The sequence below is a fragment of the Citrobacter sp. S39 genome (genome assembly GCF_009495675.1).
GTDB classification, from domain to species: domain Bacteria; phylum Pseudomonadota; class Gammaproteobacteria; order Enterobacterales; family Enterobacteriaceae; genus Citrobacter; species Citrobacter freundii.
Window position 1 is genome coordinate 4,350,857 of the sequence record NZ_CP045555.1, and the last position, 19,365, is coordinate 4,370,221.

21 protein-coding genes are annotated in these 19,365 nt (G+C 51.1%); 13 read left to right on the top strand and 8 right to left on the bottom strand.

Going from position 1 to position 19,365, the window contains the following annotated elements:
• Positions 1-120 precede the first annotated feature (120 nt).
• Positions 121-1,086: a lipoyl synthase gene (gene lipA / locus GFB57_RS20880; RefSeq protein WP_003022702.1), complete on the top strand. Its 966-nt coding sequence runs from the start codon at positions 121-123 to the stop codon at positions 1,084-1,086.
• Positions 1,087-1,184: 98 nt separating this feature from the next.
• Here lipA and tatE read toward each other — a convergent pair whose 3' ends face one another.
• Positions 1,185-1,388, bottom strand: coding sequence for a twin-arginine translocase subunit TatE (tatE, locus tag GFB57_RS20885; RefSeq protein WP_003022699.1), 204 nt, complete (start codon positions 1,386-1,388; stop codon positions 1,185-1,187).
• A gap of 128 nt (positions 1,389-1,516) precedes the next feature.
• Complete coding sequence (locus GFB57_RS20890; protein WP_003022696.1) at positions 1,517-2,305, bottom strand: deaminated glutathione amidase; 789 nt, start codon at positions 2,303-2,305, stop codon at positions 1,517-1,519.
• A gap of 90 nt (positions 2,306-2,395) precedes the next feature.
• Between GFB57_RS20890 and crcB the strand changes: the two genes are divergently transcribed.
• Positions 2,396-2,779: a fluoride efflux transporter CrcB gene (crcB, locus tag GFB57_RS20895; RefSeq protein WP_003022693.1), complete on the top strand. Its 384-nt coding sequence runs from the start codon at positions 2,396-2,398 to the stop codon at positions 2,777-2,779.
• A 52-nt stretch (positions 2,780-2,831) separates the two neighbouring features.
• Here the strand turns inward: crcB and cspE are convergent, their stop codons facing one another.
• Positions 2,832-3,041, bottom strand: coding sequence for a transcription antiterminator/RNA stability regulator CspE (gene cspE / locus GFB57_RS20900; RefSeq protein ID WP_000034825.1), 210 nt, complete (start codon positions 3,039-3,041; stop codon positions 2,832-2,834).
• Between the two features lie 189 nt (positions 3,042-3,230).
• On the bottom strand, positions 3,231-3,794 hold the full coding sequence (gene pagP, locus GFB57_RS20905; protein WP_003022139.1) for a lipid IV(A) palmitoyltransferase PagP: 564 nt from the start codon (positions 3,792-3,794) through the stop codon (positions 3,231-3,233).
• A gap of 462 nt (positions 3,795-4,256) precedes the next feature.
• Here pagP and dcuC point away from each other — a divergent pair, with 462 nt between their 5' ends.
• On the top strand, positions 4,257-5,642 hold the full coding sequence (gene dcuC / locus GFB57_RS20910) for an anaerobic C4-dicarboxylate transporter DcuC (protein ID WP_003022136.1): 1,386 nt from the start codon (positions 4,257-4,259) through the stop codon (positions 5,640-5,642).
• 116 nt (positions 5,643-5,758) lie between these two features.
• On the opposite strand, the gene dpiA is transcribed toward dcuC, so the two are convergent.
• Entirely contained in the window at positions 5,759-6,439 is a 681-nt protein-coding gene (gene dpiA, locus GFB57_RS20915) for a two-component response regulator DpiA (RefSeq protein WP_003022133.1), read from the bottom strand.
• A complete protein-coding gene (gene dpiB / locus GFB57_RS20920; protein ID WP_003022131.1) occupies positions 6,408-8,069 on the bottom strand; it encodes a sensor histidine kinase DpiB in 1,662 nt (553 codons plus the stop codon). The genes dpiA and dpiB overlap by 32 nt, the downstream gene beginning before the upstream one ends.
• 389 nt (positions 8,070-8,458) lie before the next feature.
• Between dpiB and citC the strand changes: the two genes are divergently transcribed.
• From citC to rna, 8 genes are all read left to right on the top strand, one after another.
• Positions 8,459-9,535 carry a [citrate (pro-3S)-lyase] ligase gene (gene citC, locus GFB57_RS20925; protein WP_003022129.1) on the top strand — a complete coding sequence of 359 codons (1,077 nt, stop codon included), beginning with the start codon at positions 8,459-8,461 and terminating at the stop codon, positions 9,533-9,535.
• Positions 9,532-9,828: a citrate lyase acyl carrier protein gene (gene citD / locus GFB57_RS20930; RefSeq protein ID WP_003022125.1), complete on the top strand. Its 297-nt coding sequence runs from the start codon at positions 9,532-9,534 to the stop codon at positions 9,826-9,828. The genes citC and citD overlap by 4 nt, the downstream gene beginning before the upstream one ends.
• Positions 9,825-10,733 (top strand): aldolase/citrate lyase family protein, encoded by a 909-nt coding sequence (locus tag GFB57_RS20935; protein ID WP_003022123.1) that lies wholly within the window; start codon positions 9,825-9,827, stop codon positions 10,731-10,733. Before citD ends, GFB57_RS20935 begins: the two co-directional genes overlap by 4 nt.
• A gap of 9 nt (positions 10,734-10,742) precedes the next feature.
• Complete coding sequence (gene citF / locus GFB57_RS20940; RefSeq protein ID WP_003022120.1) at positions 10,743-12,275, top strand: citrate lyase subunit alpha; 1,533 nt, start codon at positions 10,743-10,745, stop codon at positions 12,273-12,275.
• Positions 12,276-12,278: 3 nt separating this feature from the next.
• On the top strand, positions 12,279-12,833 hold the full coding sequence (citX, locus tag GFB57_RS20945; RefSeq protein ID WP_003022118.1) for a citrate lyase holo-[acyl-carrier protein] synthase: 555 nt from the start codon (positions 12,279-12,281) through the stop codon (positions 12,831-12,833).
• Positions 12,802-13,707 carry a triphosphoribosyl-dephospho-CoA synthase CitG gene (citG, locus tag GFB57_RS20950; protein WP_003022117.1) on the top strand — a complete coding sequence of 302 codons (906 nt, stop codon included), beginning with the start codon at positions 12,802-12,804 and terminating at the stop codon, positions 13,705-13,707. The genes citX and citG overlap by 32 nt, the downstream gene beginning before the upstream one ends.
• Positions 13,708-13,732: 25 nt before the next feature.
• Positions 13,733-15,196 (top strand): citrate/succinate antiporter CitT, encoded by a 1,464-nt coding sequence (citT, locus tag GFB57_RS20955; RefSeq protein ID WP_003022114.1) that lies wholly within the window; start codon positions 13,733-13,735, stop codon positions 15,194-15,196.
• A gap of 110 nt (positions 15,197-15,306) precedes the next feature.
• Positions 15,307-16,113: a ribonuclease I gene (rna, locus tag GFB57_RS20960; protein ID WP_003022111.1), complete on the top strand. Its 807-nt coding sequence runs from the start codon at positions 15,307-15,309 to the stop codon at positions 16,111-16,113.
• Between the two features lie 41 nt (positions 16,114-16,154).
• Here the strand turns inward: rna and GFB57_RS20965 are convergent, their stop codons facing one another.
• A complete protein-coding gene (locus GFB57_RS20965) occupies positions 16,155-16,778 on the bottom strand; it encodes a flavin reductase family protein (RefSeq protein ID WP_003022109.1) in 624 nt (207 codons plus the stop codon).
• A gap of 96 nt (positions 16,779-16,874) precedes the next feature.
• Positions 16,875-17,705 (bottom strand): alpha/beta hydrolase, encoded by an 831-nt coding sequence (locus GFB57_RS20970; RefSeq protein ID WP_003022107.1) that lies wholly within the window; start codon positions 17,703-17,705, stop codon positions 16,875-16,877.
• 579 nt (positions 17,706-18,284) lie between these two features.
• On the opposite strand from GFB57_RS20970, the gene rnk reads away from it, so the two are divergent.
• Together rnk and uspG are read left to right on the top strand one after the other, a co-directional pair.
• Positions 18,285-18,695: a nucleoside diphosphate kinase regulator gene (rnk, locus tag GFB57_RS20975; RefSeq protein ID WP_003022104.1), complete on the top strand. Its 411-nt coding sequence runs from the start codon at positions 18,285-18,287 to the stop codon at positions 18,693-18,695.
• 183 nt (positions 18,696-18,878) lie between these two features.
• Positions 18,879-19,307, top strand: a complete 429-nt coding sequence (uspG, locus tag GFB57_RS20980) for a universal stress protein UspG (protein ID WP_003022101.1) — start codon at positions 18,879-18,881, stop codon at positions 19,305-19,307.
• Positions 19,308-19,365: the final 58 nt, after the last annotated feature.

The window sequence follows — 19,365 nt, forward strand, 5'->3', positions numbered from 1 at the left end:
GCTTTCTGGCCCGTTTCAATGATATACTGCGTATCACTAATTCAAAAATAGTTGATAAATGCAACATTCCCTTGAATTGAAACGCTTTCCTTCGTAATTCGCAACTGGAACACGCAAGCTATGAGTAAACCCATTGTGATGGAACGCGGTGTTAAATACCGCGATGCCGATAAGATGGCTCTTATCCCGGTAAAAAATGTGGCAACAGAGCGTGAAGCCCTGCTGCGTAAACCGGAATGGATGAAAATAAAACTGCCAGCGGACTCCACTCGCATCCAGGGCATCAAAGCGGCAATGCGCAAAAATGGCCTGCACTCTGTCTGCGAAGAAGCTTCCTGCCCTAACCTGGCTGAATGTTTCAATCACGGAACCGCAACCTTTATGATCCTCGGCGCAATCTGTACCCGCCGTTGCCCATTCTGTGACGTTGCCCATGGCCGTCCGGTTGCTCCGGATGCTAACGAGCCGTTAAAACTTGCTCAGACGATTGCTGACATGGCGCTGCGCTATGTCGTCATTACCTCCGTTGACCGCGACGATCTGCGTGACGGCGGCGCTCAGCACTTTGCTGACTGTATCACCGCTATTCGTGAGAAAAGCCCGTCGATTAAAATCGAAACGCTGGTGCCTGACTTCCGTGGTCGTATGGATCGCGCGTTGGATATCCTCACCGCCACGCCGCCAGACGTGTTTAACCACAACCTCGAAAACGTACCGCGTATTTATCGCAATGTACGTCCGGGGGCGGACTACAACTGGTCGCTGAAGCTTCTGGAACGTTTCAAGGAAGCGCACCCGGAGATTCCGACTAAATCAGGTCTGATGGTTGGTCTGGGCGAAACCAATGCAGAAATCATTGAGGTCATGCGTGACCTGCGCAGTCATGGCGTGACCATGCTGACGCTGGGGCAGTATTTACAGCCAAGCCGTCACCACCTGCCGGTTCAACGCTATGTAAGCCCGGATGAGTTCGATGAGATGAAAGCCGAAGCTATGGCCATGGGCTTTACCCATGCAGCCTGCGGTCCATTCGTTCGCTCTTCATACCATGCTGACATGCAGGCCAAAGGGCTGGAAGTGAAGTAATCGTGTAATACTCACTTACATATCAGCAATAAAAAAACCGGCAAATTGCCGGTTTTTTTTCATGCAGAGTATGCAGTATGAGCATCATGCTCCTGACATTACTCTTTATGAGAAAGCTTCTCAGCCTGAACGCTACCATCAGCATCTTTCTTAGCATCGGCATTATCGTCGTTCATTGCTTTCTTGAAGCCCTTGATTGCCGTTCCCAGGTCTCCACCCAGTGTACGTAACTTCTTGGTACCAAACAGCAGAACAACCAGTGCGGCAACCACCAGCAGTTTGGTAATACTAATCTCACCCATAGATACCTTCTTCACTTAAACCAGGCTGCATAAAGCGCCATATTAACCTGAGAATATTAACGGCCTTTCGACGCGCGCACACAATAGCAATCTGTAACAAGGTGAATCAAGCCTTGTTTAAAAAAACGTCATAATAATTGCGGTGGCGCAAAACGTCGGTTACTTAACACCGGAAGTTGTGCTCTGACCTGCCTTACCCGCTCTGCAGAAACCTCGGCCATAATTAGCGCAGGCGTTTCCGCCGCAGCAGCAATGGTCACACCAAAAGGGTCGATGACCCGGCTTTGGCCGATATTCTTATTACCACACTCTCCCGCCGCAATCAGGTAACACGTTGCATCTAACGCTCTTGCAGCCAAAAGCGTAGACCAGTGATGCTCTTTAAGCGATCCCCGTACCCAGGCTGCGGGTAATACGAGAATTTCCGCTCCCTGCAATGCTTGCGCCAGCGCCAACTCAGGGAAGCGCAGATCATAACAGGTCATTAACCCTACTTTTAACCCGCCTACGTCCAGCAGCGGCGCTATGACGTCCCCTGCATCCACATTTCGTGACTCCTGAATCGAAAAGGCGTCGTAGAGATGTAATTTAGCGTAATGGGCAACAACCTGACCTGCCCGTAGCGCCACCAGCATGTTAAACGCCCGTCCAGGCACAGAGGGAACATGAATCGTCAGGATTGTCGTCATCTCGTTTTGCGCGCTTTCTCGCAACAAGCGCGTCAAAAATCCACCTTCCAGCAATTGAGCTGATTTCACTGACAGGTCTGGGTCCAGATCGTCACGGGCCAGAAGCGCTTCCGGTAATACCAGTAACGATGCCCCCTCTCCCGCAGCCTGAGACATCAGTAAAACGCAGGTTTCTGCATTTTTTTCCCATGAAGGTCCCACGGCAAATTGCCCTGCTGCAACGAACATATTCCCTCCAGAAAACGTTGTTAGGCTCGCCAACCACGATTATTCAGCGTTACACTCATCCTATATACAATCAAATAGCAGGATTACGCAGTGTTACAACTCCTTTTAGCGGTTTTTATCGGTGGTGGTACAGGTAGTGTAGCAAGATGGATGTTGAGCATGAGGTTTAACCCGCTACACCAGGCCATTCCATTCGGTACGCTGGCAGCAAACTTACTTGGCGCATTTATCATTGGTATGGGTCTGGCATGGTTTAATCGCATGACAAACATTGATCCAATGTGGAAGGTACTGATTACAACTGGCTTTTGCGGGGGACTAACAACATTTTCCACTTTCTCGGCTGAGGTGGTGTTTTTGCTACAGGAAGGACGCTTTGGTTGGGCTATGTTGAATGTGCTGGCGAATCTGCTGGGATCATTTGCGATGACCGCCCTGGCATTCTGGCTGGTTTCGGCCTCTCCCGCACACTGAGGCGAAAAAAAACCCGCAATTAAGCGGGTTTTGAATGCTTGCTGTCGTATGCTTACAGAGCGATTACGTTTGCAGCAGAAGGGCCTTTGGCACCGTTAGTGATTTCGAACTCTACACGCTGACCTTCAGCCAGAGTTTTAAAACCATTGGTCTGGATTGCAGAGAAGTGTACGAACACGTCTTTGCTGCCATCTTCCGGAGTAATGAAACCGAATCCTTTGGACTCATTAAACCACTTAACGTTACCTTTAATCTTAGACATCAAAATTACCTTTACATGAAAAATAGACACAAATGCTGTGTCGGGTATCAGTACAACAATTGTGGTGCACTTTGTCCAGTCGAACTTTATCAAAAAGTGATAAATGTCGCGTTATTTTTCAGTTAACGTTGATATCACACTGTTTTAAAAAGACTTTTTAATAATCCACCTAACAATACAGGTAGTCTATCAAAACTGGAAACGCATCCACGCAAAGTAGACGTTACCGTTGTTGTACGTTCCCGGAATGTAGGTCATCTGGAACGTTGCCGGACCATACCCTATCGATGCCAGCGGTAACAGCACGGGTACCGGAATGTAGTTCCAGTTATCACGCGCGGTAAAACCGGCGGTAAAACCGAGACCTGCATGGAAATTTTCATCGGCCAGCGGTCGCCAGGTTTTTTCCCAGCCATAACCACCAATAGGTTCCCATTTATTGTAGGAATCCTTAAAGGCCATTATATAAAGTCCGTGCCAGTTACCTTTATCATCCCAACGGGATTGACCAAATCCTGCCCCCCACGGGCGTTCATTGTAGCGATCCGTTTTTTCTTTATCGTAGGCAAAGCGTGCATGCCAGGTAATAGCCGGTATATACAAATCATAATGTTCCGGCTGCAGCCAGGTTTCACTGACGTTGTCTTTAAAAGTAGCGAACCAGCCTTTATCTTCAGCAGCGCTCTGGGGAATGAAAGCTAACTGAATAAAAAGAAATGAAAAAATGAGAAAATATCGTTTAGCGACAATCACAACTTAATTACCATCCTGGGATTTATTATTAATTGTAGCAAACCCAACCTTAATGTTAGCTTAACAAAAATGCGCAGCTAAAAAATCAGAATATTCCTCAGCATGAAATTTTTAAGATAATTAGCCCTTAATTTATTGAGCCATTTCATAGGAACTATTTTCTCTTTATTGCCAATAAATTGTTCTTTACTCCGAGAAAAGTTAAATAATATTACAATAAATTAACAATTAAGAATCAATATCACCACAAAACACACACACCGGCGCTGCACTTCACAGTTTTTTATTGTGAGATTCTTTTTTTAAGCACGATGCTGAAAAAACGGCTAAGCCATCGCTTGAATCCGTATTTTTATTGATTTTAATCAGCAAGAGTTATCGGTTTATTAGGCACATTCTGTCACCACTTTTTACTTTTTTTAGTTTTTTTACTTTCTGGGCAGCAATGCGACAGGGGAAACGATGTTGACATTTATTGAACTCCTTATTGGGGTTGTGGTTATTGTAGGTGTAGCGCGCTACATCATTAAAGGTTATTCCGCGACAGGCGTACTGTTTGTTGGCGGTCTGGTTTTGTTGATTATCAGTGCGCTGATGGGGCATAAAGTGTTGCCATCCAGCGCGGCATCGACGGGCTATACGGCAACAGACATTGTTGAATATATTAAAATTTTGCTGATGAGCCGTGGTGGCGATCTCGGCATGATGATCATGATGCTGTGTGGTTTTGCCGCCTATATGACCCATATTGGCGCGAACGATATGGTCGTTAAGCTGGCCTCCAAGCCCCTGCAATACATCAACTCTCCTTACCTGCTAATGATTGCCGCCTATTTTGTCGCCTGCCTGATGTCACTGGCGGTTTCTTCAGCAACCGGTCTGGGCGTATTGCTGATGGCAACACTGTTCCCGGTCATGGTTAACGTTGGAATCAGCCGTGGCGCTGCAGCGGCTATTTGTGCCTCCCCTGCTGCAATTATTCTTTCACCAACATCCGGTGATGTGGTGCTGGCGGCAAAAGCTGCGGAAATGCCGCTGATCGATTTCGCCTTTAAAACCACGCTGCCAATTTCTATTGCCGCCATCATTGCTATGGCGATTGCCCACTTTTTCTGGCAGCGTTTTCTGGATAAAAAAGAGAACATTTCTCATGAAATGTTAGATGTGGCTGAAATCACCACGACTGCCCCGTCATTTTACGCCATTCTGCCGTTTACCCCGATCGTTGGCGTCCTGATTTTTGATGGTAAATGGGGCCCGCAGTTGCACATCATTACGATTCTGGTTCTGTGCATGCTCATCGCGGCTATTCTGGAGTTCGTACGTGGGTTCAACACCCAAAAGGTTTTCTCTGGTCTGGAAGTCGCTTACCGTGGCATGGCGGATGCCTTTGCTAACGTGGTGATGTTGTTAGTCGCTGCGGGTGTTTTTGCCCAGGGTCTGAGCACAATCGGCTTTATTCAGAGTCTGATTTCTATCGCCACCTCGTTTGGTTCAGCGAGCATTATCTTGATGATGGTGCTGGTGATCCTGACTATGCTGGCGGCAATGACTACGGGTTCCGGTAATGCCCCGTTCTACGCCTTCGTTGAAATGATCCCTAAGCTGGCGCATTCTTCCGGCATTAACCCGGCTTACCTTGTTATCCCGATGCTGCAGGCGTCAAACCTTGGGCGCACCATCTCCCCGGTCTCCGGCGTGGTTGTCGCTGTCGCAGGTATGGCAAAGATTTCTCCGTTCGAAGTGGTGAAACGTACCTCGGTTCCGGTTCTGGTTGGGCTGTTGGTGGTGATTATCGCAACTGAAGTGATGGTACCAGGTTCTTCTTCAGCCGTCGTTGGCGGCTGATACTCAGTGAAATGTAGGCCGGATTAGGCATCTACGCCGCATCCGGCATTTAAACCGCACCGTTGCCGGATGTCGATGCTAAAATATCTTATCCGGCCTACGTCAGAAATCAGCATTTAGCCGCCATGATAAATACGCTGCGGCCTGCCTACCTTACCGTGAATAATCTCCGCAATAATCAAATGACGGCTGGCACAGTACTCCAGGTAGCGTCTGGAAGTCGTTCGGCTGATGGTAAGCGCCTGGGCGATCGTTTCCGCAGTATGGTGTACCGTCGGGTCGGCGAATAATTTCAACACTGCATTTAGTGTTAACGCATCAATCCCGGTCGGTAAATCCCCTTTCGGTTCGCCCCGCGCGTAGGCATTAAACATTTCATCAATCTGCTTTTGGCTGGCGCTGTCATTCCCCGCCAACATGCGTCGACGTTGTTGATAACGCGTCAGGGTCTGCCCCAGCCGCTCGTAGGCAATGGGTTTGACCAGGTAATCAAACGCACCGCTGCGCACGGCCTCGGAGACCGTTTCCATATCGCTGGCCGCCGTGGTAAACACTACGCCGCCCGGATAGCGCGCCTGGGTCAGCTCATGCAGCAACGTAATTCCCTTGCCGTCCGGCAAGTAGTTATCGAGCAGTATCAGACCGGGCTTAAAACGCTCAATCATCATCCTCGCCTGCTCAAGATTACCCGCCAGCCATATCTGGCTGAAACCGGGTATATGGCGGATATATTCAGCATGCATTTCCGCCAGTAGCGTTTCATCCTCAACGATCAACAGCGTTAATGGTTCCGTCATTATTTTTTTTCACTTTCGGAAGAAATAAAGAAAATAAGGTACCGCAAGGGGAGTTATCTTCGAGCGTAATCACCCCGTCACAGCGCCTCACATAACTTGCAATCAGATACAAACCGATGCCATGTTCACCTGGTTCATCGGTACGGGTGCTCACACCCTGTTCAAATATTTTCTCACGCAATGCTTCCGGCACACCGCATCCCTGATCGGCAACTTCGATGATCACGTCATCCCCTTCATCGCTCAAATAGAGCTCTACGACCTTGTTGCCTTGCTGGGTGCGTAAGCTCGCTTCAAATGCATTATCAAGCAGATTGCCAACAATTGCTGCAAACTCTGTGCTATCCAGCCCCTCGGGGAGTTGATGCAGTTGGCTCCCCGGAACGATAGTCATGGTGAGGCCCAGTTCCCGTGCGCGCTGAACCTTGCCAAACAACAGACCGGCGACCTGACGATCGGCAAACGCGCCACGCAGGCTGTCAATCAGTTGCTGTTGCGCCTGGGATTCTCCCTGCACCATGGCCAGAACCTTGTCATATTCTTTCATTTGCAGCAGGCCATTGATGGTCGACATCCAGTTCAGGTGCTCATGACGCAGCGTTCTCAGGCTCTCTACATACTGTTTGATCTGCGTTAATTGCGCATTAAGGGTAGCAATTTCATCTTTACTACGAAAACTGATGATTGCCCCAAGCAGTTCGTCACCAGAGCGAATCGCTTCACGGTTGGCGATAACGCTCAGACCATTAAAGTTTACCATCGCATCCTGTCGTTTTTCCGCAATCTGTTGGGTGAAAAAGTCCGCTGGCTGAACCACCTCACTCACCGGTTTTCCAAGCCACTTTCGCCCTGGTGAAGACAGCCCCAGCATTTTCCTCGCACTGCGGTTTATTGCGGTGATATATCCATCAGGATCCACGGCAATCAATCCTTCATATACCGAGCTGAACAACGCTTCCTGCTGACGTACCACCCGCGCAATTTGTTTCGGTTCCATACCCAACATCTGCCGACGAATATGGGCAGCGAAAAACCAGGATAGCAGCATAAGTACCAACAACAGCAAGATAAACACACCGGCCATCGGGAGTAAGAAATCCGATCGCCAGCTATCGATTTTGCTGATCAGATAACCAATTGAGACTACGCCAATGATTTTGCCATCGTCATCAAAGATGGGCGTTTTAGCGCGCATTGCCATCCCGATGGACCCTTTACCGGTAATAAAGTAGCTCTCTCCTTTTTCCAGCGCACCGGGTTTGGTGAACTGCATCGGGTAGCCAATCTTTTCCGGGTTCGGATGATATAGACGAATGGAGTTGGTATCCCCGATAACCACATAGTCGAAGTCAGTTCCGCTCTGCAGTTTGTCGGCAATCGTCGCCAAACGCTTGTAATCACGATGTTTAACTGCCGTGATGATACTGTCGTTAGAGGCGATGATTTTGGCCTGGTTCATTGCCATATCGCGGACATGCGTGGCCAGATAATCTTCAAAGCTGGCGGTAAAGTATTGTGCCAGGGCGGCGATGATAAAAACAGAAACGACCAAAATAAGCAGAAAGATGCGTAAAGGAAACGCCAGGCTGCGGAAAAAAGGAAACCGTGTTTTATTTTTCTGCTCAGCCATATATCTTCCTCACCCACGTTGCCCGAAACTTATTTCTCATTGTAGTTGTAATAGAAATGTTTTATTTACACGTCACGGTATAAAACAAGATCGTTGCAGATTCCCCACTTTAAATCAATTAAACAAATTAAAACCACACGCCATTTCGAGGTTAAATTAATTAAAAAACTTAAAACCATAAAACACATTAAAACCTTCTAACTTATTGTGAAATAAATCAAAAATTACCTCCAAAATACCCCTTACGATGTATGCAGCAGGGAAAAAAAGAAATACTCCGTAATAAAAAATCATTCCCTTCAATTGCAAACAAAACGTTATCAGGTTGCTAAGCAGAGCAACAAAAACAGAAACCCAGTAACAAATATAGCATCGGGGCTCTATTCACTATGTTCGGTAATAATATATTCACGCAAGTTAAACGCTCAGAAAATAAAAAGATGGCGGCTATCACGCAATTTCTGAAAGAGAATGATTTGAGCGTTGACACCACCGTCGAAGTATTTATCACCGTCACCCGTGACGACCGCTTGATTGCATGCGGCGGTATCGCTGGGAATATTATTAAGTGTGTCGCCATCTGCGAATCCGTACGGGGCGAAGGCTTAGCGTTGACGCTAGCGACCGAGTTAATCAACCTCGCCTATGAGCGCCACTGTACGCACCTCTTCATCTATACCAAAACCGAGTACGAATCGCTGTTTAAACAGTGTGGCTTTTCTACGCTGACCAGCGTTCCCGGCATTATGGTGCTGATGGAAAACAGCACCACGCGTCTGAAACGTTACGCTGAATCTCTGGCAAAACAGCGTCGTGAAGGGAAAAAAATTGGTTGCATCGTCATGAACGCCAACCCCTTCACCAACGGACATCGTTTTCTGATCCAACAGGCGGCCGCACAATGTGACTGGCTGCATCTGTTTTTGGTCAAAGAGGATACCTCACGGTTTCCGTATGAAGACCGGTTGGATCTGGTGCTTAAAGGGACAAAAGATATTCCACGTTTAACCGTGCATCGCGGTTCGGAATACATCATTTCCCGCGCCACGTTCCCGTGCTACTTCATCAAAGAGCAGAGCGTTATTAACCACTGCTACACCGAAATAGACCTGAAAATCTTCCGCCAGTACCTGGCACCGGCTCTCGGCGTTACACATCGTTTCGTCGGTACCGAGCCGTATTGCACCGTCACCTCCCAGTACAACAACGATATGCGCTACTGGCTGGAGACCCCAACGCTTCCCGCCCCACCGATTGAACTGGTGGAAATTGAGCGGCTGTGCTTCCAGGAGATGCCGATTTCCGCCTCCTGGGTGCGCAAGCTGCTGGTTAAAAAAGATCTCACGGCTATCGCATCCCTGGTCCCTGACGCCACGCTGCACTATCTGCAAAGCATGGTTGAACGAGCCTCATCGGGTGCGGCAGTCCGCCAAAATACCCCCGCATTAGCAACAGGTGAAAAATGAAAATAAACCAGGCAGCCGTCGCAGGCACACTCGAGTCCGGTGATGTGATGATTCGCATCGCCCCACTCGATTCGCAGGATATTGACCTGCAGGTTAACAGTAGCGTCGAAAAACAGTTCGGTGATGCCATTCGGACCACCATCCTGGACGTTCTGTCCCGCTACAACGTACGCGGCGTGCAATTAAATGTTGATGATAAAGGCGCACTGGACTGCATTTTACGTGCGCGACTGGAAGCACTACTGGCCCGCGCTGGCGGTATTCCGGCACTGCCATGGGAGGATTGCCAGTGATTTCCGCATCTTTGCAACAACGTAAAACCCGTACTCGCCGCAGCATGTTGTTCGTACCGGGTGCCAATGCCGCCATGGTCAGCAACTCGTTCATCTACCCGGCAGATGCACTGATGTTCGACCTGGAAGACTCCGTCGCGTTGCGTGAAAAAGATACCGCTCGCCGCATGGTGTACCACGCGCTGCAGCATCCGCTGTATCACGACGTTGAAACCATCGTGCGTGTAAACGCCCTCGACTCCGAATGGGGCATCAACGACCTTGAAGCAGTGGTACGCGGCGGTGCTGACATCGTACGTTTACCGAAGACCGATACCGCGCAGGATGTCATCGACATCGAAAGTGAAATTCTGCGCATCGAGAACGCCTGTGGCCGTGAACCCGGCAGCACCGGCCTGTTAGCCGCCATTGAGTCGCCGTTAGGCATTACCCGTGCGGTAGAAATTGCCCACGCTTCCGAGCGCCTGATCGGTATTGCTCTGGGTGCTGAAGATTATGTGCGTAACCTGCGCACTGAACGCTCGCCGGAGGGTACTGAACTGCTGTTTGCCCGCTGCTCTATTTTGCAGGCTGCACGTTCTGCCGGTATTCAGGCGTTCGACACCGTGTATTCCGATGCCAACAACGAAGCAGGTTTCCTGCACGAAGCCGCACACATCAAGCAGTTGGGTTTTGACGGCAAGTCGCTCATCAACCCGCGCCAGATCGAACTCCTGCATAACCTGTACGCCCCGACGCGCAAAGAGCTGGCTCACGCCCGTTTGGTCGTAGAAGCCGCTGAAGCCGCTGCCCGCGAAGGTCGTGGAGTGGTTTCCCTGAACGGCAAAATGGTCGACAGCCCGGTTATCGAGCGCGCCCTTCTGGTTATCTCCCGTGCAGAACTTTCCGGCATTCGCGAAGAATAAGGCAAAAAAATGACGCAGAAAATCGAACAGTCTCAACGCCAGGATCGCGTGGCGACCTGGAGCCGTCATGCAGAAAGTGAGCTTTCCGCTTATCAGAGCACCGCAAAAGTAGAACTACAGGCGCAAAAACCGCGCGACAAAAAGCTGTGCGCTAACCTGGAAGACGCCATTCGTCGTTCAGGTTTACAGGATGGCATGACCATCTCTTTCCACCACGCTTTTCGCGGTGGCGATCTGACCATTAATCTGGTGATGGATGCCATCGCCAGTATGGGCTTTAAAAATCTGACGCTGGCCTCCAGCTCTCTGAGCGATTGCCATGCTCCGCTGGTTGAGCACATCCGTCAGGGCGTGGTCAGCCGTATTTATACCTCCGGGTTGCGTGGCCCGCTGGCGGAAGAGATCTCCCGTGGCCTGCTGGCCGAACCGGTACAGATTCACTCCCACGGTGGACGTGTACACTTGGTACAAAGCGGCGAACTCAGCATTGATGTGGCGTTCCTCGGCGTACCGTCCTGCGACCAGTTTGGTAACGCCAACGGTTATACCGGTAAAGCATGCTGCGGCTCACTGGGCTATGCCCGCGTAGACGCGGAAAACGCGAAACAGGTTGTCCTGCTGACTGAACAACTGCTGACCTATCCACATAACCCGGCCAGCATTACACAGGATCAGGTAGATCTGATCGTGCAGATCGATCAGGTCGGCGATGCGGACAAAATCGGTGCTGATGCGACCCGCATGACCACTAACCCGCGTGAACTGTTAATCGCCCGTAGCGCGGCAGAGGTCATTGCTAACTCCGGCTACTTCAATGAAGGCTTCTCACTGCAGACAGGCACCGGCGGCGCTTCTCTGGCCGTGACGCGTTTCCTGGAAGACAAAATGCGCAGCCGCGATATCCGTGCTGACTTCGCGCTGGGCGGCATCACCGCCACCATCGTGGATCTGCATGAAAAAGGCCTGATTCGCAAACTGCTGGACGTGCAGAGCTTCGACCGTAACGCGGCTGAGTCCTTGGCCCGCAACCCAAACCACATTGAAATCAGTGCAAACCAGTATGCCAACTGGGGTTCAAAAGGCGCATCCGTTGACCGTCTGGATGTGGTGGTACTGAGCGCATTAGAAGTAGACACCAACTTCAATGTGAACGTACTGACCGGTTCTGACGGCGTACTGCGAGGCGCATCCGGCGGACACTGTGATACGGCTGTGGCCGCAGCGCTTTCCATCATCGTCGCACCGCTGGTTCGCGGACGCATCCCGACGCTGGTTGATAACGTGCTGACCTGCGTAACCCCTGGCTCCAGCGTTGATATTCTGGTCACTGACCACGGTATCGCCGTCAACCCTGCACGTCCGGAACTGGCAGAACGACTGAAAGAAGCCGGTATGAAAGTGGTGTCCATTGAATGGCTGCGCGAACGTGCACAGCAACTCACCGGTCAGCCACGCGCTATCGAATTCACTGACCGCGTGATTGCCGTTGTGCGTTATCGCGACGGTTCAGTGATTGACGTTGTGCATCAGGTGAAGGAATAAGCCATGCACCTGCTCCCTGAACTCGCCACCCAACACGCGGTTTCGATTCCCGAGCTGCTCGCCAGCCGCGATAAGAGACAAGCAAGGCAACAGGACTGGCTGACACGCCACTCTGCGCCACTGGTCTCGTTCACCGTGGTTGCACCGGGTCCGATTAAAGACAGCGCATTAACCCGTCGCATCTTTAATCACGGCGTAACCGCCTTGCTCGCGCTGGCGGAACAATCTGCCTGGATTGTCAGGGAGCAAACAGCGCTGGTTTCTGCCAGCGGTCCAGAAGGTCTTTTGTCTATTGAGGCTCCGGCCCACGACCTCAAGCTCGCCACGATTGAACTTGAGCATTCACACCCGCTGGGACGGCTATGGGACATCGATGTCCTGACCCCTGAAGGGGAAATTCTGTCCCGGCGTCATTTCGCACTCCCTGCCCGCCGCTGTCTGCTGTGCGAGCAAAGTGCTGCCGACTGTGCGCGGGGTAAAACCCACGCACTTTCCGACTTACTCACTCAGATGGAGGCACTGCTGCATGATGCCGATTCCCGCAACATCAACCAATAATGCAGTCCTTCCTCTGGATCTGCCTGATGCTTACGCAGCGCTCGCGTGGCGCGCCATGCTGACTGAAGTCAACCTGTCACCCAAACCCGGTCTGGTAGATCGTATTAACAACGGCGCGCATAAAGATATGGCGCTGGAAGATTTTCATCGCAGCGCCGAGGCTATTCAGGCCTGGCTGCCACGTTTTATTGAATATGGGGCGTTTAGCGCACAGCTGTCGCCTGAGGATGTATTGAAAGGACTGCGCCCGCTGGGCATGGCCTGCGAAGCTGATATGTTTCGCGCCACCGCAGGGGTGAATACCCACAAAGGCAGCATCTTTTCTCTGGGCCTGCTGTGCGCCGCCATTGGCCGCCTGCACCAGCTCCAACTAACTGTTACCGCTGAAACCATTTGCTCTACGGCAGCAACATTTTGCCGTGGTCTGACCGAGCGCGAACTGCGCCAGAACAATCAACAACTCACGGCAGGCCAACGTCTTTATCAGCAACTGGGATTAACCGGCGCACGGGGCGAAGCCGAAGCGGGATACCCGCTAGTCATCCGGCATGCCCTGCCGCACTACCGCGCACTGCTGACTCAGGGCCGCGACCCTGAACTGGCGTTACTCGACACTTTATTGCTGCTGATGTCTATCAACGGCGACACCAACGTGGCTTCACGTGGCGGCGCAGAAGGTCTGCGTTGGCTACAGCAGCAGGCCACCGCCCTGATGCAGCAAGGGGGGATTCGTACCCCTGCCGATCTCGAATACCTACACCAGTTCGACCAACAGTGCATTGAACGCAACCTCAGTCCCGGAGGCTGCGCCGATCTGCTGATCATCACCTGGTTCTTAGCTCAGATTTCACAAGTTCATCATTATCACAATTAAAGATCCTTTCCGGAGAATCACACACATGTCTTTAGCAAAAGATAAAATATGGAAGTTACTGGCCCCATTGGTCGTAATGGGCGTCATGTTTCTTATCCCCGTCCCTGATGGAATGCCTCCACAGGCCTGGCACTACTTTGCCGTGTTTGTGGCGATGATCGTCGGTATGATCCTGGAGCCAATTCCGGCAACAGCGATCAGCTTTATCGCCGTAACGATCTGCGTTATCGGCAGCAACTATCTGCTGTTTGATGCTTCAGAACTGGCCGACCCGGCATTTAAAGCGGGTAAGCAAGCGCTGAAATGGGGTCTGGCGGGCTTCTCCAGCACCACCGTGTGGTTGGTGTTTGGTGCGTTTATCTTCGCACTGGGTTATGAAGTCACCGGTCTGGGTCGTCGTATCGCGCTGTTCCTGGTGAAATTCATGGGTAAACGCACCCTGACGCTGGGCTATGCGATTGTTATCATCGACATTCTGCTGGCGCCGTTTACACCGTCTAACACAGCGCGTACCGGCGGTACCGTATTCCCGGTTATCAAAAACCTGCCACCGCTGTTTAAATCATTCCCGAACGATCCTTCCGCGCGCCGTATCGGCGGATATCTGATGTGGATGATGGTAATCAGTACCAGCCTGAGCTCCTCTATGTTCGTGACCGGTGCTGCGCCAAACGTACTGGGTCTGGAATTCGTCAACAAAATTGCCGGTATTCAAATCAGCTGGCTGCAATGGTTCCTCAGCTTCCTGCCGGTTGGTATTATTTTGCTGATCGTTGCTCCGTGGTTGTCATACGTTCTGTACAAACCAGAGGTCACTCACAGTGCTGAAGTTGCCGCATGGGCCGGTGATGAACTGAAAGGCATGGGTAAACTGACCCGTAAAGAGATAACGCTGATCGGTCTGGTTCTGCTCAGCCTGGGCCTGTGGGTCTTCGGTGGTAAACTGATTGATGCAACCGCAGTGGGTTTGCTGGCTGTCTCCCTGATGCTGGCGCTGCACGTGGTACCGTGGAAAGACATTACCCGCTATAACAGCGCATGGAACACCCTGGTTAACCTCGCCACGCTGGTCGTTATGGCGAATGGTTTAACCCGTTCAGGCTTCATCGACTGGTTCGCCAACACCATGAGCACACACCTGGAAGGCTTCTCGCCTAACGCGACCGTAATCGTGCTGGTGCTGGTGTTCTACTTTGCTCACTACCTGTTTGCCAGCCTTTCTGCACACACTGCCACCATGCTGCCGGTTATTCTGGCTGTCGGTAAAGGTATCCCGGGCGTGCCAATGGAACACCTGTGTATCCTGCTGGTACTGTCCATCGGTATCATGGGCTGTCTGACTCCATATGCAACAGGCCCTGGCGTTATCATCTACGGCTGTGGTTATGTGAAGTCCAAAGACTACTGGCGTCTGGGTGCTATCTTCGGCGTTATCTACATCTCTATGCTTCTGCTGGTCGGCTGGCCGATTCTGGCGATGTGGAGCTAATCATTTCGGTTCACACCTGATGAAAATGATGCCAGTCAGCTAAACCTGACTGGCATTTTTTATGATTAAATAGATGATATTCAGAATTTATATAAGTATCCGAAATCATCATGACATCAACATGGCGTTATTCTTCATTACTGGCAGCGCTTCTGCTGCCAGTTTCTGCAGCTCAGGCCGATGAACTTCAGGCAAAACAATACACTGATTTTGACAGCTACGTGCTGGCCCTCTCCTGGCAAACCGGATTTTGTCAGAGCCAACACGAGCGTAATCGTCAGGAGCCTGACGAATGTCGTTTACAAAAAGAGAGCGCAGACAAAGCGGATTTCCTGACCGTTCACGGTTTATGGCCCAGCCTGCCTAAATCCATTGCCGCCCGTGGAGTCGACAACCGCCGCTGGATGCGTTTTGGCTGCGCGACTCGCCCTATTCCCAACCTGCCTGAAGCACGTGCCAGCCGTAAATGCGCGGCCCCCGAAACCGGGCTGTCGCTGGAAAGCGCAGCAAAACTCAGCGCCGTAATGCCCGGCGCTGGAGGGAGATCCTGTCTGGAACGTTACGAGTATGCCAAACATGGCGCGTGTTTCGGTTTTGATCCCGACGCGTACTTTGGCACGATGGTACGGCTGAATAATGAGGTTAAGAACAGCGAGGTGGGCAAATTCCTGGCGGAAAACTACGGCAAAACCGTCAGCCGTAACGCATTTGACGCCGTAGTTGCCAAAAGCTGGGGTAAAGAGAACGTCAAAGCTGTGAAGCTAAGCTGCCACGGCAATCCGGCGTATCTCACTGAGATCCAGTTATCCCTGAAAGCCGACAACATCAACCAGACGTTATCTGCACAGTCATTCTTACCGCAACCGCATCCAGGTAGCTGCGGTAAACAGTTTATTATCGACAAAGTGGGATATTGAAACTTGCGACCGACGCTGCAAGCTGGCGTCGGTCCGTAAGCTTAGCGTTTTGCTCGGGCGTCCGGGCGAACTAAATCAAAACGGTGTGTTTCACTGATCGAATAATATGCCGTTGGCCCACCTGCGCGCAGTACCGGCTTCGCTTTCGCCGTCTGATAGATGCCGTCCTCCAGGAGCGTTTCATCGATGTGGATGCCCACCACTTCCCCCAATACCAGCCAGGTATCAACCGGTGAGCCATCAGCGGTAGTCAGTTGCAGGCTTTGCGATAAGCGACACTCAAAATTGACCGGGCTTTGCGCCACGCGCGGCACGTTGACTATCCGGCTATCTGCCTTGCTAAGCCCGGCGGCAAAAAACTCGTCCTCACCGTGCGGCAAGCTGGCTGACGTTTCGTTCATCGCAGTGGCCAGCTCAAGAGTCGTCAGGTTCCAGACAAATTCACCGGTTTCAATAATATTCTGCACGCTGTCTTTCCAGCCGCTGCTGGCGAAACCGATAATCGGCGGATGATAGTTAAAACAGTTAAAGAAACTGTATGGTGCCAGATTGTGCCGACCATTGCCGTCACGTGACGCAATCCAGCCAATCGGGCGCGGTCCAATGATGGCATTTAGCGGGTCATGCGGTAAGCCGTGTCCCTGTGACGGTTGATAGAAATACATAGCGTTCCCTGTTGAAGTTAACGTCAGCGCAGCACAAATTATGCTTCGCTCATCCCCCTGGAAAAAGAAGATCAGCGTAGAACAATCTGCCAACGATTACGACTGAATAAAGTTGAGCAGGTCACCGTTGATCTGTTGTTTATGGGTGGTGCAAATGCCATGCGAGCCGCCGACATATACCTTCAACTGCGAATCAGGCAGTATTTCCGCCGCGACCTTTCCGCAGGTTTCAAACGGGACAATCTGATCGTCATCACCGTGGATCACCAGCGTCGGGATGGTCATCTTTTTGAGGTCCTCACGCAGATCTGTTTCCGAAAACGCGTGGATACAGTCGTACAACGCTTTGATGGAACCCTGTAAACCCTGTTCAACAAAACTTTCCCTGACGGCTTTCGACTCTTTTGCGCCAGGACGGTTGTAGCCATAGAATGCAGCGGTTAATTCATAGAAAAAGGCGGCGCGATCGTTCACAACCCCTTCACGGATGCCATCGAATACCTCTTTCGGCACGCCATTTGGATTAAAGTCGGTCTTGATCATAATGGGCGTCACCGCGCCAATTAACACCGCTTTTGCGACCCGCTGCGTTCCATGGCGGCCAATATACCGCGCCACTTCCCCGCCGCCGGTAGAGTGTCCGACATGGACGGCATCTTTAAGATTGAGATGCGCGGTAAGTTCAGCCAGATCGTCAGCATACTGATCCATATTGTGACCATCCCAGGGTTGGGCCGAACGCCCATGCCCACGCCTGTCATGGGCGATCACACGAAATCCTTTCGACCCGAGGAATAACATCTGATCCTCAAACGCATCTGCCGTCAGCGGCCAACCATGACTGAAGACAATGGGCTGTCCACTTCCCCAATCTTTAAAATGCAAATAGCTGCCGTCTTTCAAGGTAAGTTTGTCGTACTGGCTCATGAGATCTCCTGTCGCGGAACACTGAGTTGTTTGACGCGCCCGCAGCGAGCGCTTAAAAAGCATAATGCAAATTGGAGAACGATCACGTTTTTCGGCTAAAATCACACCATACGCGTAATGCTTGTCAGTTAAGCATTATAGGGAACATGTGATCCCGGCTCAGGGTTCCGTTCACCTCAGCGGTATCACTTCTCTGAAGCACTGATACCCGTGAACGAGCAAGGGAGGCTCACCGCCGCCTCCCTTGCAACCCAGGCTCCCGGCGGGATTGTTAAGGGTACGGCGATAGTACCCTTAACACGTTCACAGGTAGGATGGTTTCAGAGAAGTGAATAACATAAGGTGAACGTAGCAATGCGACGGAGGCAACAGATTTATTACCTTAGGTTCGTTAACTGACTGACATTACACCATACGCGACAATATTGATGATTTGCCTGAATGTGAACTAAATCACTTCAAACATGGGGTAAGTCTCAGTATCATCATAAAAGCTAAACCCTTGCCGCCTGACGGTGAGGGTTTTCTTTTGGGATTATTTACCTGCGCACCCGCAGTATCGACGACATGGAGTAATAAATGTCCAGACCAACTATCATCATTAACGACCTCGATGCGGAACGCATTGACCGCCTGTTGGAGCAACCTGCGTTTGCTGGTTTACCGATTGCCGACGCCCTTAACGCCGAGCTGGATCGTGCCCAAATGTGTTCTCCAGAAACCATGCCGCACGATGTCGTGACCATGAACAGCCGCGTGAAATTCCGCAATCTGAGTGATGGCGAAGTCCGTGTGCGTACCCTGGTGTATCCGGCCACTATGACTGACAGCAGCACACAGCTTTCGGTAATGGCACCTGTCGGCGCTGCACTTTTGGGGCTGCGCGTTGGTGATACCATTCACTGGGAACTGCCAGGCGGGACCTCAACGCACCTCGAAGTCATTGAGCTTGAATACCAGCCTGAAGCTGCAGGCGACTACCTGCGCTAACTCTGTCTTATCAAAGCCACTCGCTTTATCTTACAGAGGATGCATCCGCATCCTCTTTCCGGTTAGATCTCCCTGCTCCTCGCTTTCTTTCCTGTTCGCAAAACATAAATCTGTGTCGTGACTGACAGAATCATTTTTAATACTATGCTGTTATGTGTTCATGTAATGACAAGGAGAATGTTTATGTACAACACAATCATAATGCCTGTTGATGTATTCGAAATGGAACTGAGCGACAAGGCTATTCGCCATGCAGAATTTCTGGCCCAGGATAAAGGGGTTATCCATCTGCTGCATGTGCTGCCAGGCTCAGCGAGCTTAAGCCTGCACCGCTTTGCGGCCGATGTCCGTCGTTTTGAAGAGCATCTGCAACACGAAGCGGAAACCCGTCTGCAAACGATGGTCGGTCACTTCAGCATCGATCCTTCCCGTATTAAGCAACACGTCCGCTTTGGCAGTGTCCGTGATGTGGTCAACGAGTTGGGTGAAGAGTTGAATGCAGATGTCGTTGTCATTGGGTCGCGTAACCCATCAATCAGCACCCATCTGCTCGGCTCAAACGCTTCCAGCGTTGTCCGCCACGCGACTTTGCCAGTGCTGGTTGTTCGTTAACAGCCACTGATTCGCTAAAGAAAACCCCTGCCAGGTTAACGCCTGACAGGGGTTTTTA